Genomic DNA, 19,466 nt, shown 5'->3' on the forward strand with positions numbered 1-19,466 from the left:
CATCTTTCATTATACCTTCCACCCCCCGCCCCGGCCCCCCCCCCCCGCGCCCGCCCCGCGCCCCTTCGTACGCACGTGTACCTACGCCGTCTTCTGCTCCCCCGGCCCCCGCCCCCGCGCGTCCCGGGGGATCAGCGTCGGGTTCACGTTCGAGCGGACGGCTTCTGCCGTGATGACCACTCGGGCGACGTCCTTGCGGGACGGGACCTCGTACATCACGGACTGGAGGACTTCCTCCATGATGGCGCGCAGGCCTCGGGCGCCGGTCTGGCGGAGGATGGCCTGGTCGGCGATGGCCTCCATGGCCTCGCGCTCGAAGTCCAGCTCCACGCCGTCGAGTTCGAAGAGGCGCTGGTACTGCTTCACCAGCGCGTTGCGCGGCTCGACGAGGATCTGGAGGAGCGCCTCGCGGTCGAGGTTGTGCACCGAAGTGATGACGGGCAGACGGCCGATGAACTCCGGGATCATGCCGAACTTGACGAGGTCCTCGGGCATGACGGCCTCGAACTGGTCCTTGGACTCCATCTCGCGCTTCGAGCGGATCGTCGCGCCGAAGCCGATGCCCTTCGCGCCGGCCCGGGACTCGATCAGCTTCTCCAGGCCCGCGAAGGCGCCGCCCACGATGAACAGGACGTTCGTCGTGTCGATCTGGATGAACTCCTGGTGCGGGTGCTTGCGTCCGCCCTGGGGCGGGACCGAGGCCGTCGTGCCTTCGAGGATCTTGAGGAGGGCCTGCTGCACGCCCTCGCCGGACACGTCCCGCGTGATCGACGGGTTTTCGCTCTTACGAGCCACCTTGTCGATCTCGTCGATGTAGATGATGCCCGTCTCGGCCTTCTTGACGTCGTAGTCCGCGGCCTGGATGAGCTTCAGCAGGATGTTCTCGACGTCCTCGCCGACATAGCCGGCCTCCGTCAGCGCCGTCGCGTCGGCGATGGCGAACGGGACGTTCAGCATGCGGGCCAGGGTCTGGGCGAGGAGCGTCTTGCCCGAGCCCGTCGGGCCGAGGAGCAGGATGTTGGACTTCGCCAACTCGATGGCGTCCTCGCGGTTCTGACCCGTGCTGTTCTCACCGGCCTGGACCCGCTTGTAGTGGTTGTAGACCGCGACCGAGAGGGCCTTCTTGGCGGACTCCTGGCCTACGACGTACCCCTCGAGGAACTCGTAGATCTCGCGAGGTTTGGGGAGTTCCTCCCAGCGGACCTCGCTCGTTTCCGCGAGCTCTTCCTCGATGATCTCGTTGCAGAGGTCGATGCACTCGTCGCAGATGTACACACCAGGGCCTGCGATGAGCTTCTTGACCTGCTTCTGGCTCTTGCCACAGAACGAGCACTTGAGCAGATCGCCGCCGTCACCGATGCGTGCCACGGTGTGCTTCCCCTTCGCCTGGGAGACGCCTAGGTCCAGCGGCTCCTGGTGCTGCCTTATGTCCGACGGTACCTTGCCGAGCCCCCCGTTCGGGCCCCCCTTGGCGCGGTTCACTTTGTCGTGAACCGCGTCAAGGAGCGGCAGACGATACAGCGCTGCGTCACGCGACCGAGGCGTTGTTCATTTTCCGGGTCGAGATGATCTGGTCGATCAGGCCGTACGCGAGGGCGTCCTCGGCCGTGAGGATCTTGTCGCGCTCGATGTCCTCGCGGATCTTCTCGATCGGCGTCGTCGAGTGCTTGGCCAGCATGTCTTCCAGCTGGGCACGCATGCGCAGGATCTCGTTGGCCGCGATTTCGAGGTCCGAGACCTGGCCTCGGCCGGTCTCGCTGTACGGCTGGTGGATCAGCACACGGGCGTTGGGAAGTGCCATGCGCTTGCCCGGCGTACCGGCGGCGAGCAGGATCGCGGCGGCCGAGGCCGCCTGGCCCATGCAGACCGTCTGGACGTCCGGCTTCACGAACTGCATCGTGTCGTAAATCGCAGTGAGTGCCGTGAAGGAGCCGCCGGGGCTGTTGATGTAGACCGAGATGTCCCGGTCGGGGTCCATCGACTCCAGGCACAGCAGCTGCGCCATGACGTCGTTGGCGGAGGCGTCGTCGATCTGCACGCCGAGGAAGATCACGCGCTCCTCGAAGAGCTTCGCGTACGGGTCGTACTCACGGACGCCCTGCGAGGTGCGCTCGACGAAGCGCGGGATGACGTAGCGGGACTCCGCGCGAGGGCCGGTGTATTCGGCCTCTGTGCGGGCGTAGAGGCCGCTGCCGGGGAAGTCGTTCACTGTGTCTCCTGGAAAGCCTGATAAGGGCTGAGGCGGTCGGCTGGGGGCTCGGAGGGGCTTGGTGCCGGTCTACGCCGGCACCGGGGTCGGCTGTGTGCCGACCTACGCCGCTCCGGTGCCGCCGCCGCCAGGCATTCCGGCAGCGGTGGGCATGATGTCGTCGATGAGGCCGTACGCCTTGGCCTCGATCGGGTCGAACCAGCGGTCCCGGTCCGAGTCGCGGGTGATCTGCTCCACGGTCTGGCCGGTGTGGAAGGAGGTCAGCTCCGCCATCCGCTTCTTGGTGTGCAGCAGCCGCTCGGCGTGGATCTTGATGTCCGACGCGGAACCGGCGAGGCCTGCCGAGGGCTGGTGGATCAGGATCTCCGCGTTCGGCAGCGCGAAGCGCTTGCCCGGAGTACCCGCGCTCAGCAGGAACTGGCCCATGGAGGCCGCCATGCCCATCGCGATCGTCACCACGTCGTTCTTGATGTACTGCATGGTGTCGTAGATCGCCATGCCGGCGGTGATCGAGCCGCCGGGGCTGTTGATGTAGAGGTAGATGTCCTTCTCCGGGTCGGAGGCAAGGAGCAGCAGCTGCGCCGTGATCTTGTTGGCGATGTCATCGTCGACCGCCTGGCCGAGGAAGATGATCCGCTCGCCGAGCAGCCGGTTGTAGACCTGGTCGCCGAGGCCACCACCGATGGGGTCGCCGGCGGCTGTGGGCATCAGATTCGTCACGTATCCACCTGCTCGTCTTACGACGGCGCCGGGCCGTCTCACGTCTTCTGCTGGGGGCGTGGGACCCCGTGTGCGCGCCGTGTCGGACGGCTCCGGGGACTCCCCTGCCCTCGTACTCATGGACCCTAACGCGCGGGTCCCTCCGGGGAATCCCGGAGAGGTGACTGTTCGCTGTGAGCGCATGCGCTCCGCTGGGTGAGCAGGGGTTCTTGGCAGGCCCCGCCCCGGCTTTTGGGGGCGCGGGGAACTGCGCGCTCAGCCCCCGCGGGGCCGCAGCCGCGTCTGCCACGGATGGTGCGTCGGCGGGTGCGGGTTGTCTTGGGTTGCTCGCGCAGTTCCCCGCGCCCCTAAAGGCGAAAAGCCCAGCGGGCTCCGGGACACGCAGTCCCGGAGCCCGCCGTACAGCTGCTGAAGCGCCGCAGGCTTACGCCTCGGTCTTCTCCTCGGAGGACTCGGAGGCGTCGGCCTTGGGGGCCTCGGGGGCCTCCTCCGCCGCTTCCTCGGTCGAGCCCTCGGCAGAGACCTCGTCCTCGTCGTCCAGGTCGACGAGCTCGCCGTTCGTGTCCTTCACCGTGGCGGCCTCGACCACGACGGCCAGGGCCTTGCCGCGGGCGACCTCGCCGACCAGCATCGGGACCTGGCCGCCCTCGACGACCGCCTGGGCGAACTGGTCCGGGGACATGCCGGAGGAGGCGGCCCGCCGCATGAGGTGCTCGGTGAGCTCCTCCTGGTTGACGTTCAGCTTCTCCTTGTTGACGAGCTCGTCCAGGACGAACTGCGTCTTGATGCCCTTGACCGCGGCTTCCTTGGTCTCGGTGTCGAACTCCTCGGCCGTCTTGCCCTGGATCTCGAGGTACTTCTCGAGGTCGATGCCCATCTGGCCGAGCTGGTGGTGCTCCAGGTTGTGCTTGCGGGTGTTGATCTCGTCCTCGAGCAGCTTCTCGGGGACGGGCACCTCGACGAGCTCGAGCAGCTTCTCCAGGACACGCTCCTGGGCCTGCGTGGCCTGGTCGTACTGCTTCATGTTCTCGAGGCGCTTGCGGCTGTCGCCGCGCAGCTCCTCAAGGGTGTCGAACTCGGACGCGAGCTGCGCGAAGTCGTCGTCCAGCTCGGGCAGTTCGCGCTTGGCGACCTGGGTGACCTTGACGGTGACCTCGGCCTCCTTGCCGGCTGCCGAGCCGCCCTTGAGCTCGGAGGCGAAGGTGGCCTCGCCACCGGCCTCCACGCCCTTCACGGCGTCGTCGATGCCGTCCAGCAGCTCGCCGGAGCCGATGGTGTAGGAGACGCCGCTCGCGACGCCGTCCTCCAGGACCTCGCCGTCGACCTTGGCCTCCAGGTCGAGGGTGACGACGTCACCGTCCTCGGCGGCACGCTCGACGGGGGCGGTCGACGCGAAGCGCTCACGCAGCTCCTCGACGGCCTTGTCGACGTCCTCTTCGCTGACCTCGACGGCGTCGACCTCGACCTCGATGCCGGAGTAGTCCGGGATCTCGATGGCCGGGCGGACGTCGACCTCGGCGGTGAAGTTCAGCGTCTCGCCGTCCTTCAGCTCCGTGATGTCGACCTCGGGCTGGCCGAGGACGTTCAGCTCGGCCTCGTTGACCGCGTCGGTGTAGAACTTCGGAAGCGCGTCGTTGACCGCTTCCTCAAGAACCGCACCGCGGCCGAACCGCTGGTCGATGACGCGCGCCGGAATCTTGCCCTTCCGGAACCCCTTCACCGTGACCTGCTGGTTGATCTTCTTGTACGCCGCGTCGAGGCTGTCCTTGAGCTCCTCGAAGGGCACCTCGATGCTGAGCCGAACCCGGGTCGGGTTCAGGGTCTCCACGGCGCTCTTCACGGTTCGGTCTCCTTGGGGGCTGACATCTTTGGGTTCTGCTGATTGTCCTCTGCCGGACGCGGCGGAGCCTCAGCGGATTCGCGGCCCTTGAGGGACGTAACAACGCAGACACACGGGCGCGATGTTTGCATACTAGCCGCAGGCGGTACACGCCCCAAAAGGTGATCTTGCCGGTGGTCCGGCACGGTGGTCGGGGTGGCGGGATTTGAACCCACGGCCTTCCGCTCCCAAAGCGGACGCGCTACCAAGCTGCGCCACACCCCGTCTGGTGCGAGACGTAGGGTACATGCCCGCAGGCGGCGCGGCTCCCGCATTTCACGGGGCACTCGGGGCCTCCGGAACGGGGTGTGCGGCGAGGGGGTGCGACCCGCTACGATGCTTCCGTGCCGCGCGTCACTGACCTGCGGCGCGTCCTGTGCGGGCGTAGCTCAATGGTAGAGCCCTAGTCTTCCAAACTAGCTACGCGGGTTCGATTCCCGTCGCCCGCTCTGCACGGCTCAGGGCCAGGTCGGAGATTCACTCTCCGACCTGGCCCTGAGGCGTTTCCGGAGCGGGATCGGGCCCGGATCCGGTCCGTTCAGTCCCGATCAGTTCCGTTCGGTTCCATTCAGTTGCGGAGGAAGGCGATCAGCTCGCCGAGGAGGCGGGCCGGGGCGTCCAGGGGGACCAGGTGGCCGGCGTCCGGGATCGGGCGGAGGCGGGCGCCCGGGATCAGGGAGGCGAGTTCCTCGCCCTTGGCGGGTGGGATCCAGGTGTCCTCGGTGGCCCAGCAGACGGTGACGGGCAGGTTCAGCGTGGGATAGAGGGGTTGGATCTCGTCCGTGTAGCGCTGGTCGGCCTGGGCGATCTGGCGGTAGAACGCAGCCTGCCCCGCCGCGTCCGTCCAGGGGGCGACCAGTTCGTCCAGTACCTCTGGCAGCAGTCCCCGATGGCTCGCGGAGCCCACGTACTCGCGGACCAGGGCCTCGTGCAGCGGTGCGGGCAGTTGCCCGAAGACCGCCGCGTGCTCGGCGACCAGGCGGAAGAAGGGTGAGCCCCAGGGGGCGAGCGCGACGGGGTCGACCAGGGCGAGGCGCCGGTACTCGGCCTTGTGCAGCAGATGCGCGCGCAGTGCGACGCAGCCGCCGAAGTCGTGCGCGATCACCGACGGGTTCAACAGCCCCCAGACCCCCAGGAACTCGGCGAACACCTCGCCCTGCGCCTTGAGGGAGACGTCCTGGCCGTCGCTCTTCTGCGACTTGCCGTAGCCGGGCATGTCCCAGACGTGGACCCGGTGGCCGTCGGCGGCGAGCGCCGGGGCGATCTCGTGCCACACGTAGGACGAGAACGGGGTGCCGTGCAGCAGCACCACGGGCGGGCCGTCCTGTGGCCCGAGCCGGTCCCATCGCAGGGTTCCGATCGGGCTCTCCCAGCTCTCACGCAGTTGCCAGGTGATCTCGGGGCTCACTGCCTCAGGCTCCTTCGGTCGGGAGAACGGCTGAGAAGAAGGACAACTGAGAAGACGACGGGTCAACGAATGAGAAGTCGTACGCCGACCGGAGGGCTCGGGCATCCACCGCGTGGACGGAGCGGCTCCGCCGGACTGTCGGGCCGTGGCATGCCGCCGGAACCCGTCCGCTCCCCCGATGCCCTTGTCCGCCGGGCGTCCCCGAGTCGCCCGGAAGCTCAGAACTGGATCGAGTTGATGGTCTCCGCTACCGAGTTGAGGAACCGTTGGATGTCGTCCGCCATGCCTGTGGAGGCGAGGAAGAAACCGAAGAGCACGGCGACCACCGCCGGCCCGCCCTTGATCGATCCCCCTCGTATCAACACCACCAGGACGATCCCCAACAGAAGCACCACTGACAGCGAAATGGCCACAACTGATCACACCCTACGGTCGGTCCGCTCTCCCGGCCCGGAGGTGCAACCCCGCGCACCCCCGCCAGAACCATCGTGCCACCAACGAGCCCGGCGTATGCGGCGGGTGAGCCATCGTTCGGTCACAGACGCGAACGGGCGAGCGTCGTACGGCAATTCGAGCGATCCTTCTCACGGGAAATTCAGGAAGATCGTTTCCATGTCCACACACTCGTCCGCACAACCTGTTCGCAGCCAATTCGAATTGTTGTCACAGGCACAGCAACGAGGCTGCAGACGGGTCACCAAAGACGAATCAGCCGGACATTTCACCAGAGTCGCCCGCGAGTGTTATGCACCATTTAGTCGTGACGAATCAGGACGTAACACCCGCTTGCGGTATGACGATCGACACAGGCATCCGCATGACGACTTCGCCAAATACCGGGTACACGTACAGCGATAAGCAGGATTCGCCCCAGAGGTTTTACGAAATCACACAGACAACGCTAGGGTGCCTCAGATGTTCTACGCTGCCACGTCCCCCGCACGCGCAGCGAGGTCCAGGATCGTCTCCCCCAGCTCCTGGTGGGAGGGTCTGTGACGAACTCGCTCCGTCCGCACGGCCATCAGAGGGCTCCGCTCCCGTCGGCCCAGACGCAGGCGCCGGGTGTACCGAGCCCGCGACCACCACGGACCCCGGGATCCCCGCAACCGGGTGCCGCCACCACCGGGCCGGGCACCAAGCCCGCCAAGCAGCGCGACGCGTTCTTCGACAACGCCAAGTACCTGGCGATCGTGTTCGTCGCGATGGGTCACGCCTGGGAACCGCTGACCGACCACAGCCGCGCCGCCGAGGCGCTCTACATGGTCGTCTACACCTTCCACATGCCGGCCTTCATCCTCATCTCCGGCTACTTCTCCCGCAGTTTCGACATGCGCACCGACCGGCTCCAGCGGCTGGTCACGGGCATCGCCGTGCCGTACATCCTCTTCGAGGTCGCGTACTCCCTCTTCAAGAAGTGGGCGGACGACGACCCGAGCCACCCGATCAGCCTGCTCGACCCCTGGTACCTCACGTGGTTCCTGGTCGCGCTGTTCGTGTGGCGGATGACGGTCCCGCTGTGGAAGGTCGTGCGCTGGCCCGTGCCGCTCGCGCTCGCCATCGCGATGCTCGCCTCCGTCTCCCCTGACATCGGCGACGACCTGGACCTCCAACGCGTCCTGCAGTTCCTGCCGTTCTTCGTCGTGGGCCTGTTCATGAAGCCCGAGCACTTCCAGCTCATGCGGCGCCGCGAGGTGCGGATCCTGTCCGTTCCGGTCCTCCTGGGCGCGCTCGCCTTCGCCTACTGGGCGGGGCCGCGCATGAACTCGGCGTGGTTCTACCACCGTGACAGCGCCCAGGAGTTGGGCGCCCCCTGGTGGGCCGGTGTCGTGATGACGCTCGCCATGTTCGGCTGCTCGATGGTGCTCACCTCGTGCTTCTTCGCCTGGGTGCCGCGCCGCAAGATGTGGTTCACCGTGCTCGGCGCGGGCACGCTGTACGGCTATCTGCTGCACGGCTTCCTCGCCAAGGGCTCCCGCTTCTGGGGCTGGTACGACGACTACGCGTGGCTGAACCAGCCGCTCGGCGAGATCTTCCTCACGGTTGCCGCTGCCGCGGTCATCACGGTGTTGTGTACTCCGCCTGTGCAGCGGGCGTTTCGCTTCGCGATGGAACCGAAGATGGCTTGGGCGTTCAAGAGGGACGCCGCGGAGTTGGCCCGGGAGCGGGCCAAGTCTTAGGGCGCGCCCCGCGAGCGCTCCGCGTGGGGGATGCCGTCGTTTGAACCTGCGGGTCCGGCCGTGGCTGGTCGCGCAGTTCCCCGCGCCCCTTACGGGGCCTTCGCCAGGCCCAGAAGTTTGCGCATCTTGGTGTACTTCTGGGTCAGGCGGGCCCGGGTGAACTCGTCCAGGGCCGCCAGGCGGGTCGGGTTCGCGTTGTGGGCGAGGTCGGACTCCTTTACCAGGAGGGCTCCCGGGGTCGCCAGGATGCGGTCGGCGTAGGCCTCCGGGGACTCGCCCTGCCGCTTGGTGAGGGCCAGCACGATGTCCTTCGTGCGCGGGGACAGGGCGGCCTCGCGGAGCCAGTCCTCGGAGAGCGCCTCGTCCTCGACGGAGTCGTGCAGCCAGGCGGCGGCGATCTGCTCCTCGTCGCCGCCGCGGTCCAGCACCCCGTCGGCCACGGCCCGCAGGTGTTCGGTGTACGGGCGGCCCGCCTTGTCCGTCTGGGCGGCGTGCGCGTTACGGGCCAGTGCCTCGACCTCGGTGAGGGTCAGAAGCGGTCTCTCGGTCACTCGGCGCTCGTTCTCGGTCATGCGTCGAGTGTGCCCCGTATCGCGGCCCGGTCCGGTACGGTCGCCGCCGTCAGGCCGAGGATCACAATGACCGCCGCGAACGAGCCGTACACCGGCGGGGGTATGTAGGGCGCCTGGTCCGTCAGGCCCTTCATCATCGGGACGAGCGTGGCGAGCAGGACTTGCCGCCGAGCCCGACCGTGCCGCCGCGTGGGAGCGCGAGGTCTGTGCCGCGCAGGGCGTGCAGGGCGGAGGCTCCGCGCCCGTACTGCCGCCGCACGCCCCGCAGTTCGACGGCCCCGCCCCTGTCCCCGTACCGCTCCTTGCGCAGCTCCAGGGCCGGGTCACCTCCCCTCACCCGGCGGTCCCGACCAGCGCTCCAGATCGTTTGGTAAACTAATTACTGACGATTCCTTGACGATCCCTTGACCAACTCTCTGACCAAGGAGGAACGGGCCCATCGGACACGCAGAGCTTCTGATCGCCATGGGCGGTGCCTTTCTGGCCGCCGCCGTTCTCGCCCGCGCGGGTGCCCGTATCGGGCTCCCCACGATTCCCCTCTTCATCCTGGCCGGAATACTCCTCGGCCCCCACACGCCCGGCATCGTGCTCGTCTCGGACCCGCACGACATGGAGATGCTCTCCGCACTCGGCCTGGTCCTGCTGCTCTTCTACCTCGGCCTCGAGTTCCACATGGACGACCTCAAGTCGGGCGGGCGCCGGATGGCTCTCGCCGGAGGTACGTATCTGGCGCTGAACGTCGGCGCGGGCCTGGGCTTCGGATTCGCCCTCGGGTGGGGCACCTCCGAGGCGCTGGTGCTCGCCGGGGTGCTGGGCATCTCGTCGTCCGCGATCGTGACGAAGGTGCTCGTGGACACGGGGCGGCTCGGCAACCCCGAGACCAAGCCGATCCTCGGCATCATCGTCGTCGAGGACATCTTCCTCGCCCTCTACCTGGCGGCCCTCCAGCCGATCCTGTCCGGCGCGAACTCCCTCGGCGCGGCCGTCCTCGACGGCGGCAAGGCCTTCGCCTTCCTGCTGCTGCTCGCCCTCGCGGCGCGGTTCGGTACGCGGGTGGTGGGGCGGCTCTTCGACACCAAGGACGACGAGTTGCTGGTCATCTCCTTCCTCGGGGCGGCCGTGTTCATGGCGGGGGTCTCCGAGTGGTTCGGGGTGGCCGACGCGATCGGGGCGTTCATGGTCGGGCTGATGCTCGGCAGCACGTCCTCCGGGGAGCGGATACGGAAGCTGGTGCATCCGTTGCGGGACGCCTTCGGTGCGATGTTCTTCTTCGCGTTCGGGCTGTCCATCGATCCCGGTGATCTGCCCAGCGTGCTCTGGCCCGTGCTGGCCGCGGTGGCGCTGACGCTCGTCATGAACGTGCTCGCCGGGCTTGGGGCGGCTCGTGTGTACGGGTTCGGGGCCGGGCCCGCTGCCAATATCTCCACGACTCTGCTTGCTCGGGGGGAGTTTGCGTTGATCCTTGCGACGATGGCTGCGGTGGCGGGGCTCGATGATCGGCTGTCGCCGTTCATCGCGGGGTATGTGTTGCTGCTGGCTGTTCTTGGGCCGTTGGCTGCGGGGCGGTCGGGGTGGCTGGCTCGGGTGTTGCCCGGGGGGCGGGCCGACGTTGAGGTTGAGCGGGATGTGGCCCGGGTCGGCTGAGGCCGACCGGGTTCGTCTTTGGGGCTTCCCTTTCCCCAACCCCACCCCTTCCCGAAACTTGGGGCTCCGCCCCGGGGGTGGGTGGGGGATTGGGCGGATTGAAAAGTGCGGGCCCACTGTGGCTTGTCGCGCAGTTCCCCGCGCCCCTAAATGCCCGTGGCCGAGGCCGGTTCGTCATGCGCCGGTCCGTCGTGGTTGCTCGCGCCGTTCCCCGCGCCCCTTGCGGGGACCGGATGGTCCCCCTCCCGGAGGGGACGTGGCGGGATGTGTGGCCGCAGCTTACGAGGACAGCAGGTTGCGGTCACCGTGCTGCAGCTGTGGTTCACGGCGGCCGCTGCGGACGCACATCCCGGCGCGGCCCCGCACCCAGGCGACGAGCCGCAACCCCCAACCACCCCAGGGGCGCGGGGAACTGCGCGACAAGCCACAACGAACCCGCAGACAAACGCGAACCCCAGCGAATCACACCGTCGCCGGCCCCGTCGTCGCCCCCTCGCGGCAGATCAGCAGCAGCGCCCGGTCGTCGTTCACGTCCTTCGCCACCGCCTCGATGAGGTGCCAAGCGGCGCCGTGGAAGCCCCCGGCCACGTACCGGTCGGCCTCGCCGGTGAGGCGGTCGATGCCCTCGACGATGTCCCGGTCGGACGTCTCGACCAGCCCGTCCGTGAAGAGCATCAGGACGTCCCCGGGCCGCAGCGAACCCTTCACGGGGTCGAACTGGGCCCCGTCGTACACCCCGAGCAACGGCCCCTCCGCAGCCTTCTCCTCCCAGCGCCCACTCCCCGCGCTGAGCTGAAGCCCCGGCGGATGTCCGGCCGAGAACAGCTCGTAGTCGCCCGAGTCCAGGTCCAGGACCAGGTGGATGGACGTGGCGAAACCCTCGTCCCAGTCCTGCCGGAGCAGGTACCCGTTCGCCGCGGGCAGGAACGCATGAGGCGGCAAGGACCCCAGCAGCCCCCCGAACGCCCCCGACAACAGCAGCGCACGCGACCCCGCGTCCATCCCCTTGCCGGAGACGTCCGTCAGGACAACCTCAAGCGTGCGGCCCCCGTTCGTACGGGCCGCGACGACGAAGTCGCCGGAGAACGACTGCCCACCGGCCGGCCGCAGGGCCATCTCCCGATGCCAACCCATCGGCAGCTTCGGCAACTTGCTCTGTACCCGGATCCGCTCACGCAGGTCGAACAGCATGGTCCCGCCCCGCCGCCACGGCACACCCACCCGGCTGCGGAACTGGGCGATGAGGAGTCCGAAGAACCCGCACGCCGCCACGACCAGCACGATTCCGGGCGTCACCCGGGAAGGCCCCTCCGTGTACGGCCCGAGTTTCACGGACTCCACGATCAGCGCGGTGGCGGCCGCGGCGTACAGCCCGAGCAGGCTCGACGGCCGCAGCAGCAGCCCGCCCGCGACGATCGGCAGGACCAGCAGCGCCGGCGAGCACCAGACCGAGTTCATGAGTGTGAGGCAGGCGATCACGGGAATGGTCAGCAGCAGACCGGCGAGCGCGACCCAGTCGGAGCCGTCGCCGCGGAAGTAGTCGACAGCGGATCTGCGCAGGCCGGTGCGGACCCGGTGAACCTGCTTCTTCAACCGGGCCGTGAACGTATCGGCTTCTGCGCGCCGCTCTCGTCCTGCTGCCATTAGTTCGGGACCCTATCCATCGGACCAGGTGCTTGGCACGGGAGGTCCCACTTGTCCCCCGTCCGGGGACGGAAGTCACAGGGAATTCCGGCCCTCGCAGAGCGTACGGCCGGATGCGGACCCGACATCGCCGGGCGGGGAGAAATACAGTCGCTCATCCCGGATTGCCCTGGTAGGCATGAGGACATGACGACAGAACTGCGCGTGCTGCGCCCGGACGACTGGGACAAGTGGTACGGGAACCTGGAGCTCGCGTTCGGCGGGGTCACGGAATCCCCCGAGGAGAGGTCGCTGTGGAGCGACCTCACGGAGCACGACCGTTTCGTCGGCGCCTGGGACGGCGACGACTGCGTGGGCACGGCCGGGGCGTTCACGTTCCGGGTCACCGTCCCGGGCGGCGCCGCCGTGCAGGCGGCCGGCGTCACGATGGTGAGCGTCGCCTCGACGCACCGCAGGCGCGGTGTGCTGCGGTCGATGATGCGGCGCCAGCTGGACGACGTACGGTCCTGGGGCGAGTCGCTGGCCGTGCTCACGGCGTCCGAACCCGTCATCTACGGCCGGTTCGGCTACGGCGTGGCGACACACCAACTGCGCGCCGAGATCGACACGTCCCGGGTGCGGCTGTCGGTGCCGGAGGGCACGGACGACGTACGGCTGCGGCTCGTGGCGCCGGACGCACCGGGCGTACGCGACGCCTGCGAGGCCGTGTACGCGCGTCATGTGGCCGTCCGGCCCGGGATGCTGGAGCGCAGGCCCGGCTGGGAGCGGCTGCCGCTGCTCGACCCGGAGAGTGACCGCAAGGGGACGTCGCCGCTGCAGTGCGTGCTCGCGGAGCGGGACGGCGAAGTGGTCGGCTACACCCGGTACTTCAACAAGCCGGAGTGGGACTCGGCCGGCCCGGCCGGCACCATCGAGCTGCGCGACCTGGAGGCGCTCGACCCGGCCGCGTACGCCGCGCTGTGGCAGCACCTCTTCGGCATCGACCTGACGTCGACGGTGAAGACGCACAGCCGTCCCGTCGACGACGCCTGGCAGCACCTGGTCTCCGACGTCCGGCGGTGCGGCCTGTCGCTCCGGGACTCGTTGTACGTGCGGCTCGTCGATGTCGGCGCGGCGCTGGAGGCACGGACGTACCAGGCGCCGGTGGACGTCGTGTTCGAGGTCGAGGACGCCTTCTGCCCCTGGAACGAGGGGCGTTGGCGGCTCACGGGTGACGCGAAGGGAGCGTCCTGCGCGCGGACGGCCGACGCGCCCGATCTCACCCTGTCCGTACGGGAGTTGGGGTCGGCCTATCTCGGTGGCGTGTCCCTCGCCTCGCTCGCCGCGGCGGGTCGGGTGCGGGAGCTGCGCCAGGGCGCCCTCGCGGAGGCCTCGCTCGGCTTCTCCTCCGTCGTGGCGCCCTGGCTGCCGCACGGCTTCTGAGCTGCATCCGGCCCGCCTGCCGTCAGGCCGGATGACTTTCAGGTCTTCTGGCAGGCCGGGCACCAGAAGAGGTTGCGGGCGGCGAGATCGGCGGTGCGGATCTCGCCGCCACAGATGAGGCAGGGCAGGTTGGCCCTGCGGTACACGTAGACCTCGCCGCCGTGGTCGTCCTTGCGCGGCGGGCGGCCCATCGCCTCCGGTTCGTGCTCCGGGCGGACGGTGTCGATGCGGTTGTTGCGGACGCCCTCGCGCATCAGCGCGACCAGGTCCGCCCAGACCGCGTCCCACTCGGCCGCCGTGACGTCCTTGCCCGGCCGGTACGGGTCGATGCCGTGCCGGAAGAGGACCTCGGCGCGGTAGACGTTGCCCACGCCCGCGATGATCTTCTGGTCCATGAGAAGGGCGGCGATCGTCGTACGGCTGCGGGCGACGCGGGTGTACGCGCGGGCCGGTTCCGCGTCCTCGCGCAGCGGGTCCGGGCCCAGGCGGGCGTGTATCGCCTGCTTCTCCGTGTCCGTGATCAGCGTGCAGGTGGTGGGGCCGCGGAGGTCCACGTACGTGGTGTCGTTCGCGAGTCTCAGGCGGACCGTGTCCGTGGGCGGGGGTGCGGGGGTGGTGCCGAAGTTCACTTTGCCGAAGAGGCCGAGGTGGATGTGGATCCAGTCCTCGGACTCGAAGCGGAGGAAGAGGTGTTTGCCGTGGGCTTCCGCCGTGGTGAATTCCGTGCCGTCCAGGAGGGCTGCGGCGTCCGTGAACTTGCCCTGGGGGCTGGTGACGCGTGCCCTGCGCCCACCGAAGCCGCCGATGTAGTCCTCGGCCAGCCGATGAATGGTGTGCCCTTCGGGCACGGCGCCTCCTGGTTGGGTTGCGGTACGCCCAGACCGTACGTACGTGCGTGCGGGTTCGTTGTGGCTTGTCGCGCAGTTCCCCGCGCCCCTAAAAGACCCAGGGGCGCGGGGAACTGCGCAGTCCTCAGCCTTTTCTAGCCCTGCGGGTGGTGGGGCGGGATCTCCGGGAGGTCGCCCGTCGTCTCGTACGTCGAGAGCATGTCGATGCGGCGGATGTGGCGCTCGTCGCCGGAGAACGGGGTGTTGAGGAAGATCTCGACGAACTTGGTCGCCTCCTCCTCGGTGTGCATGCGGGCGCCGACAGCCACCACGTTGGCGTCGTTGTGCTCACGCCCGAGCGCCGCCGTCTGCTCGCTCCACGCGAGAGCGGCCCGCACCCCCTCGACCTTGTTCGCCGCGATCTGCTCCCCGTTCCCCGAGCCGCCGATCACGATGCCCAGCGAGCCGGGGTCGGCCGCCGTGCGCTCCGCGGCGCGGAGGCAGAACGGCGGGTAGTCGTCCTGGGCGTCATAGATGAGGGGCCCGCAGTCGACGGGCTCGTGCCCGGCCGCCCTGAGCCACTCGACGAGGTGGTTCTTGAGTTCGAAACCGGCATGGTCGGAGCCGAGATACACGCGCATGGTCCGAGTGTGACACGCCTGTTTCCGATCGGCCCCGTCGGGGCAGGCGCACGAAATGCGCTGAGCCGCATGACGGAAAAGTGTGAGCAACACTACAGAACCTCAAGGAAACCTCAAGTAACGATCTGGATTCAAAGGTTCACGAATCCATTCGCCTGGGATTCACTGGACCGGCTTGTGCACCTCGTGTGCATCACCCGTACACCGCTCGTACGGACTCCCCGTAGGAAATCCGCAGTATCCGCAGGATCCGCGGTGGCTCGCAGTCCCCCACATCAGTCCCCTCCCCCACAGTCCCCGGCGCAAAGGAACACCGTCCTATGACCTCGCAGCCGACTCTGACGAAGGCCGGAAACGGCCCCGACGGACCCGGAGAACCCGGAGGGCCCGACGCCGGTCTCCAGGCCGGGCTCAAGAACCGTCACCTCTCGATGATCGCCATCGGCGGAGTCATCGGCGCCGGCCTGTTCGTCGGCTCCAGCTCCGGTATCGCCACCGCGGGCCCCGGCATCCTTCTGTCGTACGCCCTCGTCGGCACGATGGTCGTCCTCGTGATGCGGATGCTCGGCGAGATGTCCGCCGCGAACCCGACCTCGGGTTCGTTCTCCGCGCACGCGGACCGGGCGCTCGGCCGGTGGGCCGGGTTCTCGATCGGCTGGCTGTACTGGTTCTTCTGGGTCGTCGTGCTCGCCATCGAGGCGACCGCGGGTGCCGTGATCCTGGAAAGCTGGATCCCCGCCGTACCGCAGTGGGGCTGGGCGCTCATCGTCATGGTCGTCCTGACCGCGACGAACCTGGTCTCCGTCGGCTCGTACGGCGAGTTCGAGTTCTGGTTCGCCGGGATCAAGGTCGTCGCGATCGGCGCGTTCATCGTCATCGGCGGGCTCGCGGTCTTCGGCGTACTGCCGGGTGTCGACAGCGACACGGCAGGGCTCGGGAACCTCACCGACCACGGCGGATTCCTGCCCAACGGGCCCGGCGCGATCCTCACCGGCATCCTGCTCGTCGTCTTCTCCTTCATGGGCAGCGAGATCGCCACCCTCGCGGCGGGCGAGTCGGAGAACCCGCAGCGCGCGGTGACAAAGTCCACCAACAGCATCATCTGGCGGATCGGCGTCTTCTACCTCGGCTCGATCTTCGTCGTGGTCACGCTGCTGCCCTGGGACTCGGACGCCATCCAGAAGGACGGCTCGTACGTCGCCGCCCTGAACTCGCTCGGCATCCCGAACGCCGGCGAGATCATGAAGTTCATCGTGCTGACGTCCGTACTGTCCTGTCTCAACTCCGGCCTCTACACGGCCTCCCGCATGGCCTTCTCGCTGGGTCAGCGCGGTGACGCACCCAAGGCCTTCGCCCGTACGACCAGCCGTGGTGTGCCGATGCCGGCGATCATCGCCTCGGTCGTCTTCGGCTTCGTCGCGGTGTTCTTCAACTACGAGTTCCCCGACTCGGTCTTCCTCTTCCTGGTCAACTCCTCCGGCGCGGTCGCGCTGTTCGTCTGGCTCGTCATCTGCCTCTCGCAGCTGCGGATGCGGAAGATCATCGAGCGCGAGACGCCGGAGAAGCTGGTCGTGCGGATGTGGCTGTACCCGTATCTGACGTACGCGACGATCGCGCTGATCGTCTTCGTCCTCGGCTACATGCTCACCGACACCGAGCACGACGGCCGCAAGACGGTACTGCTGTCGCTTCTCGTCGCGGCCGTCGTCGTCGGCATCGCGCTGGTACTGGAGAAGGTGCGGCGCGGGAAGGCCCGGGCCGAGCTCCAGAAGGAGCAGGACTCCACCACGGTCTGACGGCTCGGACCTGCCTTCTGTACGACGCCTCCGTGGGACTTTCCACGGAGGCGTCGTCGTGTCTGTGTGCGTGCCGGTGCGCCGTCGGGTCTCCGGCTCGTGGCGCACAGGGATCACAGGGGTCACAGGGGTCACAGGGGGGTGAAGCTGTCCTTGACCGTCTCGTAGACCGGGAGTGCCTGGTCCTCGATGTCCGGGCGGTACCAGGTGGTGATCTCGTAGTACTTGCCGTCCGCGTTGAAGCCGAGCAGCCGGGCGTGCCAGGGCAGTCCCTTGGCCGTGACCGTGTACTCCCAGACGACCGCGGGCGCGTCGCGGAACGTGGTCTCCTCCAGCCGGATCCGCTGGTAGTCGAGGCCCTTGCTGGTGTCCTTCTCCGTCTCCGTCCACTGGTCCATCAGGTCGCCCCGGGCCGGGGCCGCGTTGGCGAGGACCTCCTGTTTGCGGTCCGGGGAGGTGTAGTGGACCTCGGCGCCGCTCTGCACCACCCGTTCCCAGCCCTCGGGCGGGACCCACGCGTACATGCCGGCCTCCGTACGGGAGCCCTCCGGGAGGGTGGGCGGCCGTGCGGTGCCCGCGACGGTGGGGGGCGCGGTGGACGGGGTGCCGCCGGTGCCCGCGGAGGAGGACGCGGAAGAAGAGGGGGGCGAGGCCTCGTCCTTGTCGTCCGGGGATCCACCGAGCGCCGGGATCACCAGTGCGGCGACGACACCGGCGACGACCACACCCGCGGCGGCCACGGCTCCCTTGCGGTTCCGGCTCCAGGTCCGGCTCCGGCGCGGGTCGGCCGGCACGGGGGGACCGAGCGGTTCGCCCGGTGGCATGGGGGCGGACCTGGGCCTTGTAGGCAGTGAGTTGTTCCCGTTGGCCGCCGGTTCCGGCCCCGCCGGCCGGATGCCGGACGCGTGGAGGGCGTATCCGGATCCGGGAGCCACTCCGGCGGAGGGAATCTCGGGAGTGCCCCCGGGCGGCGCTTCGGAGGACGCGTTCTCGGGGTCGGGGGGTGTGGGGCCGGGGGGCGCTGCGGGCTTTGTGGGCTCTGTGGGGAGCGGTTCGGGGGCGGCCGGTTCCTGCGGAGTCGAGGTCGGGGTCCGGGTCGGGGTCTGGGGTGAGTTCGGGCCGGCGACAGGGGCGGGGCCGGCCGCCTCTTCGGACTCGGGTGCGCTCCACAGCGTCGGTGTACGCCGTACCGGTACCGCGTCCTCCACCGGCTCGGTCAGCCTGGGAGTGCCCTCGCCCGTCGGCGGAGTGACAGGCGGCGGCTCCAGGACCGGGATCCGGAACAGCGGAGGGGTCGGGTGCTCGGTCGGCGGAGGAAGCTCGGTCAGCGGTGGAGGCCCGGTCGGTGGTACCGGGGCCGCCGCGTGGGGCTCCGGTGGCGCTTGACCGGCGGCACCGGGTGCGGATTCGGCCGTACGGGCAGCCGCCGGTACGGAACCGGATCGTGCCCCGGAGCCGGAGCTGAGGCCGGAGCCGGAGCCGGACTCCCACTCGGACCTGGGCTCGGACCCGGGGCCTGGAGCGGGCCCCGACGCCGGACCGGATTCAGAACCCGTTCCCGTTCCCGCTCCTTCTCCTCCGCCTTCGCCCCCTCCTCCTTCGCCCTCTCCCTCTCGACCTCCTCCTTCTCCCTCTCCTTCGCCGGGCTCCGTCGCCGCTCCCGGAGCCGTCCTCTCGCCCTCCCCCGGACCGACCGCCGTGCCCAGCCCCGCCGTCGCACCCGGTGGCGCGGACGCCCCCGTGCTCCCGTCGGCCACCGGCCCGAGGATCGCCTCCAGTTCCTCCAGGCCCGGCCGTACCGACGGGTCCTTCAGGAGCAGGGCCGACAGCACCTCCGTCAGTTCCCCGGCCGCGGACGGGATCTCCGGCTCCTCGTAGAGCACGGCGTGCAGGGTGGCGAGGGTGGTGGCGCGGGAGAAGGGGGAGCGGCCGCCGAGGGCCGCGCAGAGGGTGGCGCCGAGGGACCAGAGGTCGGACGGCGGGCCCTGGGGCCGGCCGGAGACCCGCTCGGGTGCCATGTAGTCGGGCGAGCCGACCAGCATCCCCGCCATCGTCAGCGCCTCGGCGTCCTGGATCGCGGCGATGCCGAAGTCGGTGAGGACGACCCGGCCCGCGCGCCGCTCGACCAGTACGTTGGCCGGCTTGATGTCCCGGTGCAGCACGCCCCCCGCGTGCACCTGGCCGAGTGCGGCGACCAGTCCGAGCCCGATCCGTGCCGTACCGCGCGCGCTCAGCGGCCCGTCCTCCGCCAGGACCCTGTCCAGGGAGCGGCCGTCGACCAGTTCCATCACGATCCAGAGCCGTTCGCCCTGGTCCACCACGTCGTACACGCGCACGACGTTGGGGTGGTCGATCCGGGCCGTGGCCCTGGCCTCGCGCAGGGTCCGTTCGCGACGGGTCCTGGCGTCCTCCTGGTCCATGCCGTCGATGCGCATTTCCTTGACGGCGACCTGTCGGTCGAGGATTTCGTCGACGGCCCGCCACACCCGTCCCATTCCCCCCTGACCAATGCTCTCGGCCAGCCGGT

At 69.0% G+C, this 19,466-nt stretch carries 17 protein-coding genes and 2 tRNA genes; 5 read left to right on the top strand and 14 right to left on the bottom strand.

Translation table 11 applies throughout. The features are described 5' to 3' along the window. Window positions 1-81 precede the first annotated feature (81 nt). From clpX to ACFWXQ_RS16410, 5 genes are all read right to left on the bottom strand, one after another. The gene (gene clpX, locus ACFWXQ_RS16390; protein ID WP_055611895.1) at window positions 82-1,368 is read right to left on the bottom strand and encodes an ATP-dependent Clp protease ATP-binding subunit ClpX; all 1,287 of its coding nucleotides are present in this window, start codon (window positions 1,366-1,368) and stop codon (window positions 82-84) included. A 160-nt stretch (window positions 1,369-1,528) separates the two neighbouring features. Further along, the gene (locus ACFWXQ_RS16395; RefSeq protein WP_200398175.1) at window positions 1,529-2,209 is read right to left on the bottom strand and encodes an ATP-dependent Clp protease proteolytic subunit; all 681 of its coding nucleotides are present in this window, start codon (window positions 2,207-2,209) and stop codon (window positions 1,529-1,531) included. Window positions 2,210-2,311: 102 nt separating this feature from the next. Next, on the bottom strand, window positions 2,312-2,917 hold the full coding sequence (locus ACFWXQ_RS16400; protein WP_186001018.1) for an ATP-dependent Clp protease proteolytic subunit: 606 nt from the start codon (window positions 2,915-2,917) through the stop codon (window positions 2,312-2,314). 436 nt (window positions 2,918-3,353) lie between these two features. Further along, complete coding sequence (tig, locus tag ACFWXQ_RS16405) at window positions 3,354-4,769, bottom strand: trigger factor (RefSeq protein WP_383952951.1); 1,416 nt, start codon at window positions 4,767-4,769, stop codon at window positions 3,354-3,356. A 187-nt stretch (window positions 4,770-4,956) separates the two neighbouring features. After that, window positions 4,957-5,033, bottom strand: a tRNA-Pro gene (locus tag ACFWXQ_RS16410). Between the two features lie 153 nt (window positions 5,034-5,186). On the opposite strand from ACFWXQ_RS16410, the gene ACFWXQ_RS16415 reads away from it, so the two are divergent. Then, window positions 5,187-5,257, top strand: a tRNA-Gly gene (locus tag ACFWXQ_RS16415). 119 nt (window positions 5,258-5,376) lie between these two features. Here the strand turns inward: ACFWXQ_RS16415 and ACFWXQ_RS16420 are convergent. Both ACFWXQ_RS16420 and ACFWXQ_RS16425 read right to left on the bottom strand, forming a co-directional pair. Next, window positions 5,377-6,216 (bottom strand): alpha/beta fold hydrolase, encoded by an 840-nt coding sequence (locus ACFWXQ_RS16420; RefSeq protein ID WP_383952949.1) that lies wholly within the window; start codon window positions 6,214-6,216, stop codon window positions 5,377-5,379. A 218-nt stretch (window positions 6,217-6,434) separates the two neighbouring features. Further along, a complete protein-coding gene (locus ACFWXQ_RS16425; protein ID WP_055611884.1) occupies window positions 6,435-6,629 on the bottom strand; it encodes a hypothetical protein in 195 nt (64 codons plus the stop codon). Between the two features lie 579 nt (window positions 6,630-7,208). Here ACFWXQ_RS16425 and ACFWXQ_RS16430 point away from each other — a divergent pair. Then, window positions 7,209-8,393: an acyltransferase family protein gene (locus ACFWXQ_RS16430; RefSeq protein ID WP_383952947.1), complete on the top strand. Its 1,185-nt coding sequence runs from the start codon at window positions 7,209-7,211 to the stop codon at window positions 8,391-8,393. Between the two features lie 89 nt (window positions 8,394-8,482). Here ACFWXQ_RS16430 and ACFWXQ_RS16435 read toward each other — a convergent pair whose 3' ends face one another. Genes ACFWXQ_RS16435 through ACFWXQ_RS16445 form a run of 3 tightly spaced genes read right to left on the bottom strand, consistent with a single transcriptional unit; the run spans window position 8,483 to window position 9,302 of the window. After that, the gene (locus ACFWXQ_RS16435; RefSeq protein ID WP_383952945.1) at window positions 8,483-8,965 is read right to left on the bottom strand and encodes an HD domain-containing protein; all 483 of its coding nucleotides are present in this window, start codon (window positions 8,963-8,965) and stop codon (window positions 8,483-8,485) included. Beyond that, the gene (locus ACFWXQ_RS16440) at window positions 8,962-9,102 is read right to left on the bottom strand and encodes a hypothetical protein (protein WP_383952943.1); all 141 of its coding nucleotides are present in this window, start codon (window positions 9,100-9,102) and stop codon (window positions 8,962-8,964) included. Before ACFWXQ_RS16440 ends, ACFWXQ_RS16435 begins: the two co-directional genes overlap by 4 nt. Beyond that, complete coding sequence (locus ACFWXQ_RS16445) at window positions 9,099-9,302, bottom strand: hypothetical protein (RefSeq protein ID WP_383952941.1); 204 nt, start codon at window positions 9,300-9,302, stop codon at window positions 9,099-9,101. Before ACFWXQ_RS16445 ends, ACFWXQ_RS16440 begins: the two co-directional genes overlap by 4 nt. Before the next feature lie 128 nt (window positions 9,303-9,430). Between ACFWXQ_RS16445 and ACFWXQ_RS16450 the strand changes: the two genes are divergently transcribed. Then, window positions 9,431-10,609: a cation:proton antiporter gene (locus tag ACFWXQ_RS16450; RefSeq protein ID WP_383952939.1), complete on the top strand. Its 1,179-nt coding sequence runs from the start codon at window positions 9,431-9,433 to the stop codon at window positions 10,607-10,609. A 462-nt stretch (window positions 10,610-11,071) separates the two neighbouring features. Here the strand turns inward: ACFWXQ_RS16450 and ACFWXQ_RS16455 are convergent, their stop codons facing one another. Next, window positions 11,072-12,253 (bottom strand): PP2C family protein-serine/threonine phosphatase, encoded by a 1,182-nt coding sequence (locus ACFWXQ_RS16455; protein ID WP_189837844.1) that lies wholly within the window; start codon window positions 12,251-12,253, stop codon window positions 11,072-11,074. A gap of 186 nt (window positions 12,254-12,439) precedes the next feature. Here ACFWXQ_RS16455 and ACFWXQ_RS16460 point away from each other — a divergent pair, with 186 nt between their 5' ends. Then, window positions 12,440-13,675 (top strand): GNAT family N-acetyltransferase, encoded by a 1,236-nt coding sequence (locus ACFWXQ_RS16460; RefSeq protein WP_383952937.1) that lies wholly within the window; start codon window positions 12,440-12,442, stop codon window positions 13,673-13,675. Window positions 13,676-13,713: 38 nt separating this feature from the next. Here ACFWXQ_RS16460 and ACFWXQ_RS16465 read toward each other — a convergent pair whose 3' ends face one another. Then, a complete protein-coding gene (locus tag ACFWXQ_RS16465) occupies window positions 13,714-14,523 on the bottom strand; it encodes an Fpg/Nei family DNA glycosylase (RefSeq protein WP_383952935.1) in 810 nt (269 codons plus the stop codon). 134 nt (window positions 14,524-14,657) lie between these two features. Continuing rightward, window positions 14,658-15,143 (bottom strand): ribose-5-phosphate isomerase, encoded by a 486-nt coding sequence (locus tag ACFWXQ_RS16470; protein ID WP_383955681.1) that lies wholly within the window; start codon window positions 15,141-15,143, stop codon window positions 14,658-14,660. A 320-nt stretch (window positions 15,144-15,463) separates the two neighbouring features. On the opposite strand from ACFWXQ_RS16470, the gene ACFWXQ_RS16475 reads away from it, so the two are divergent. Beyond that, entirely contained in the window at window positions 15,464-16,939 is a 1,476-nt protein-coding gene (locus ACFWXQ_RS16475) for an amino acid permease (RefSeq protein ID WP_383955678.1), read from the top strand. Between the two features lie 131 nt (window positions 16,940-17,070). On the opposite strand, the gene ACFWXQ_RS16480 is transcribed toward ACFWXQ_RS16475, so the two are convergent. Next, window positions 17,071-19,434: a protein kinase gene (locus ACFWXQ_RS16480; RefSeq protein WP_386268401.1), complete on the bottom strand. Its 2,364-nt coding sequence runs from the start codon at window positions 19,432-19,434 to the stop codon at window positions 17,071-17,073. Window positions 19,435-19,466: the final 32 nt, after the last annotated feature.

Source organism: Streptomyces sp. NPDC058697 (assembly GCF_042715345.1).
GTDB classification, from domain to species: Bacteria; Actinomycetota; Actinomycetes; order Streptomycetales; family Streptomycetaceae; genus Streptomyces; species Streptomyces liliifuscus.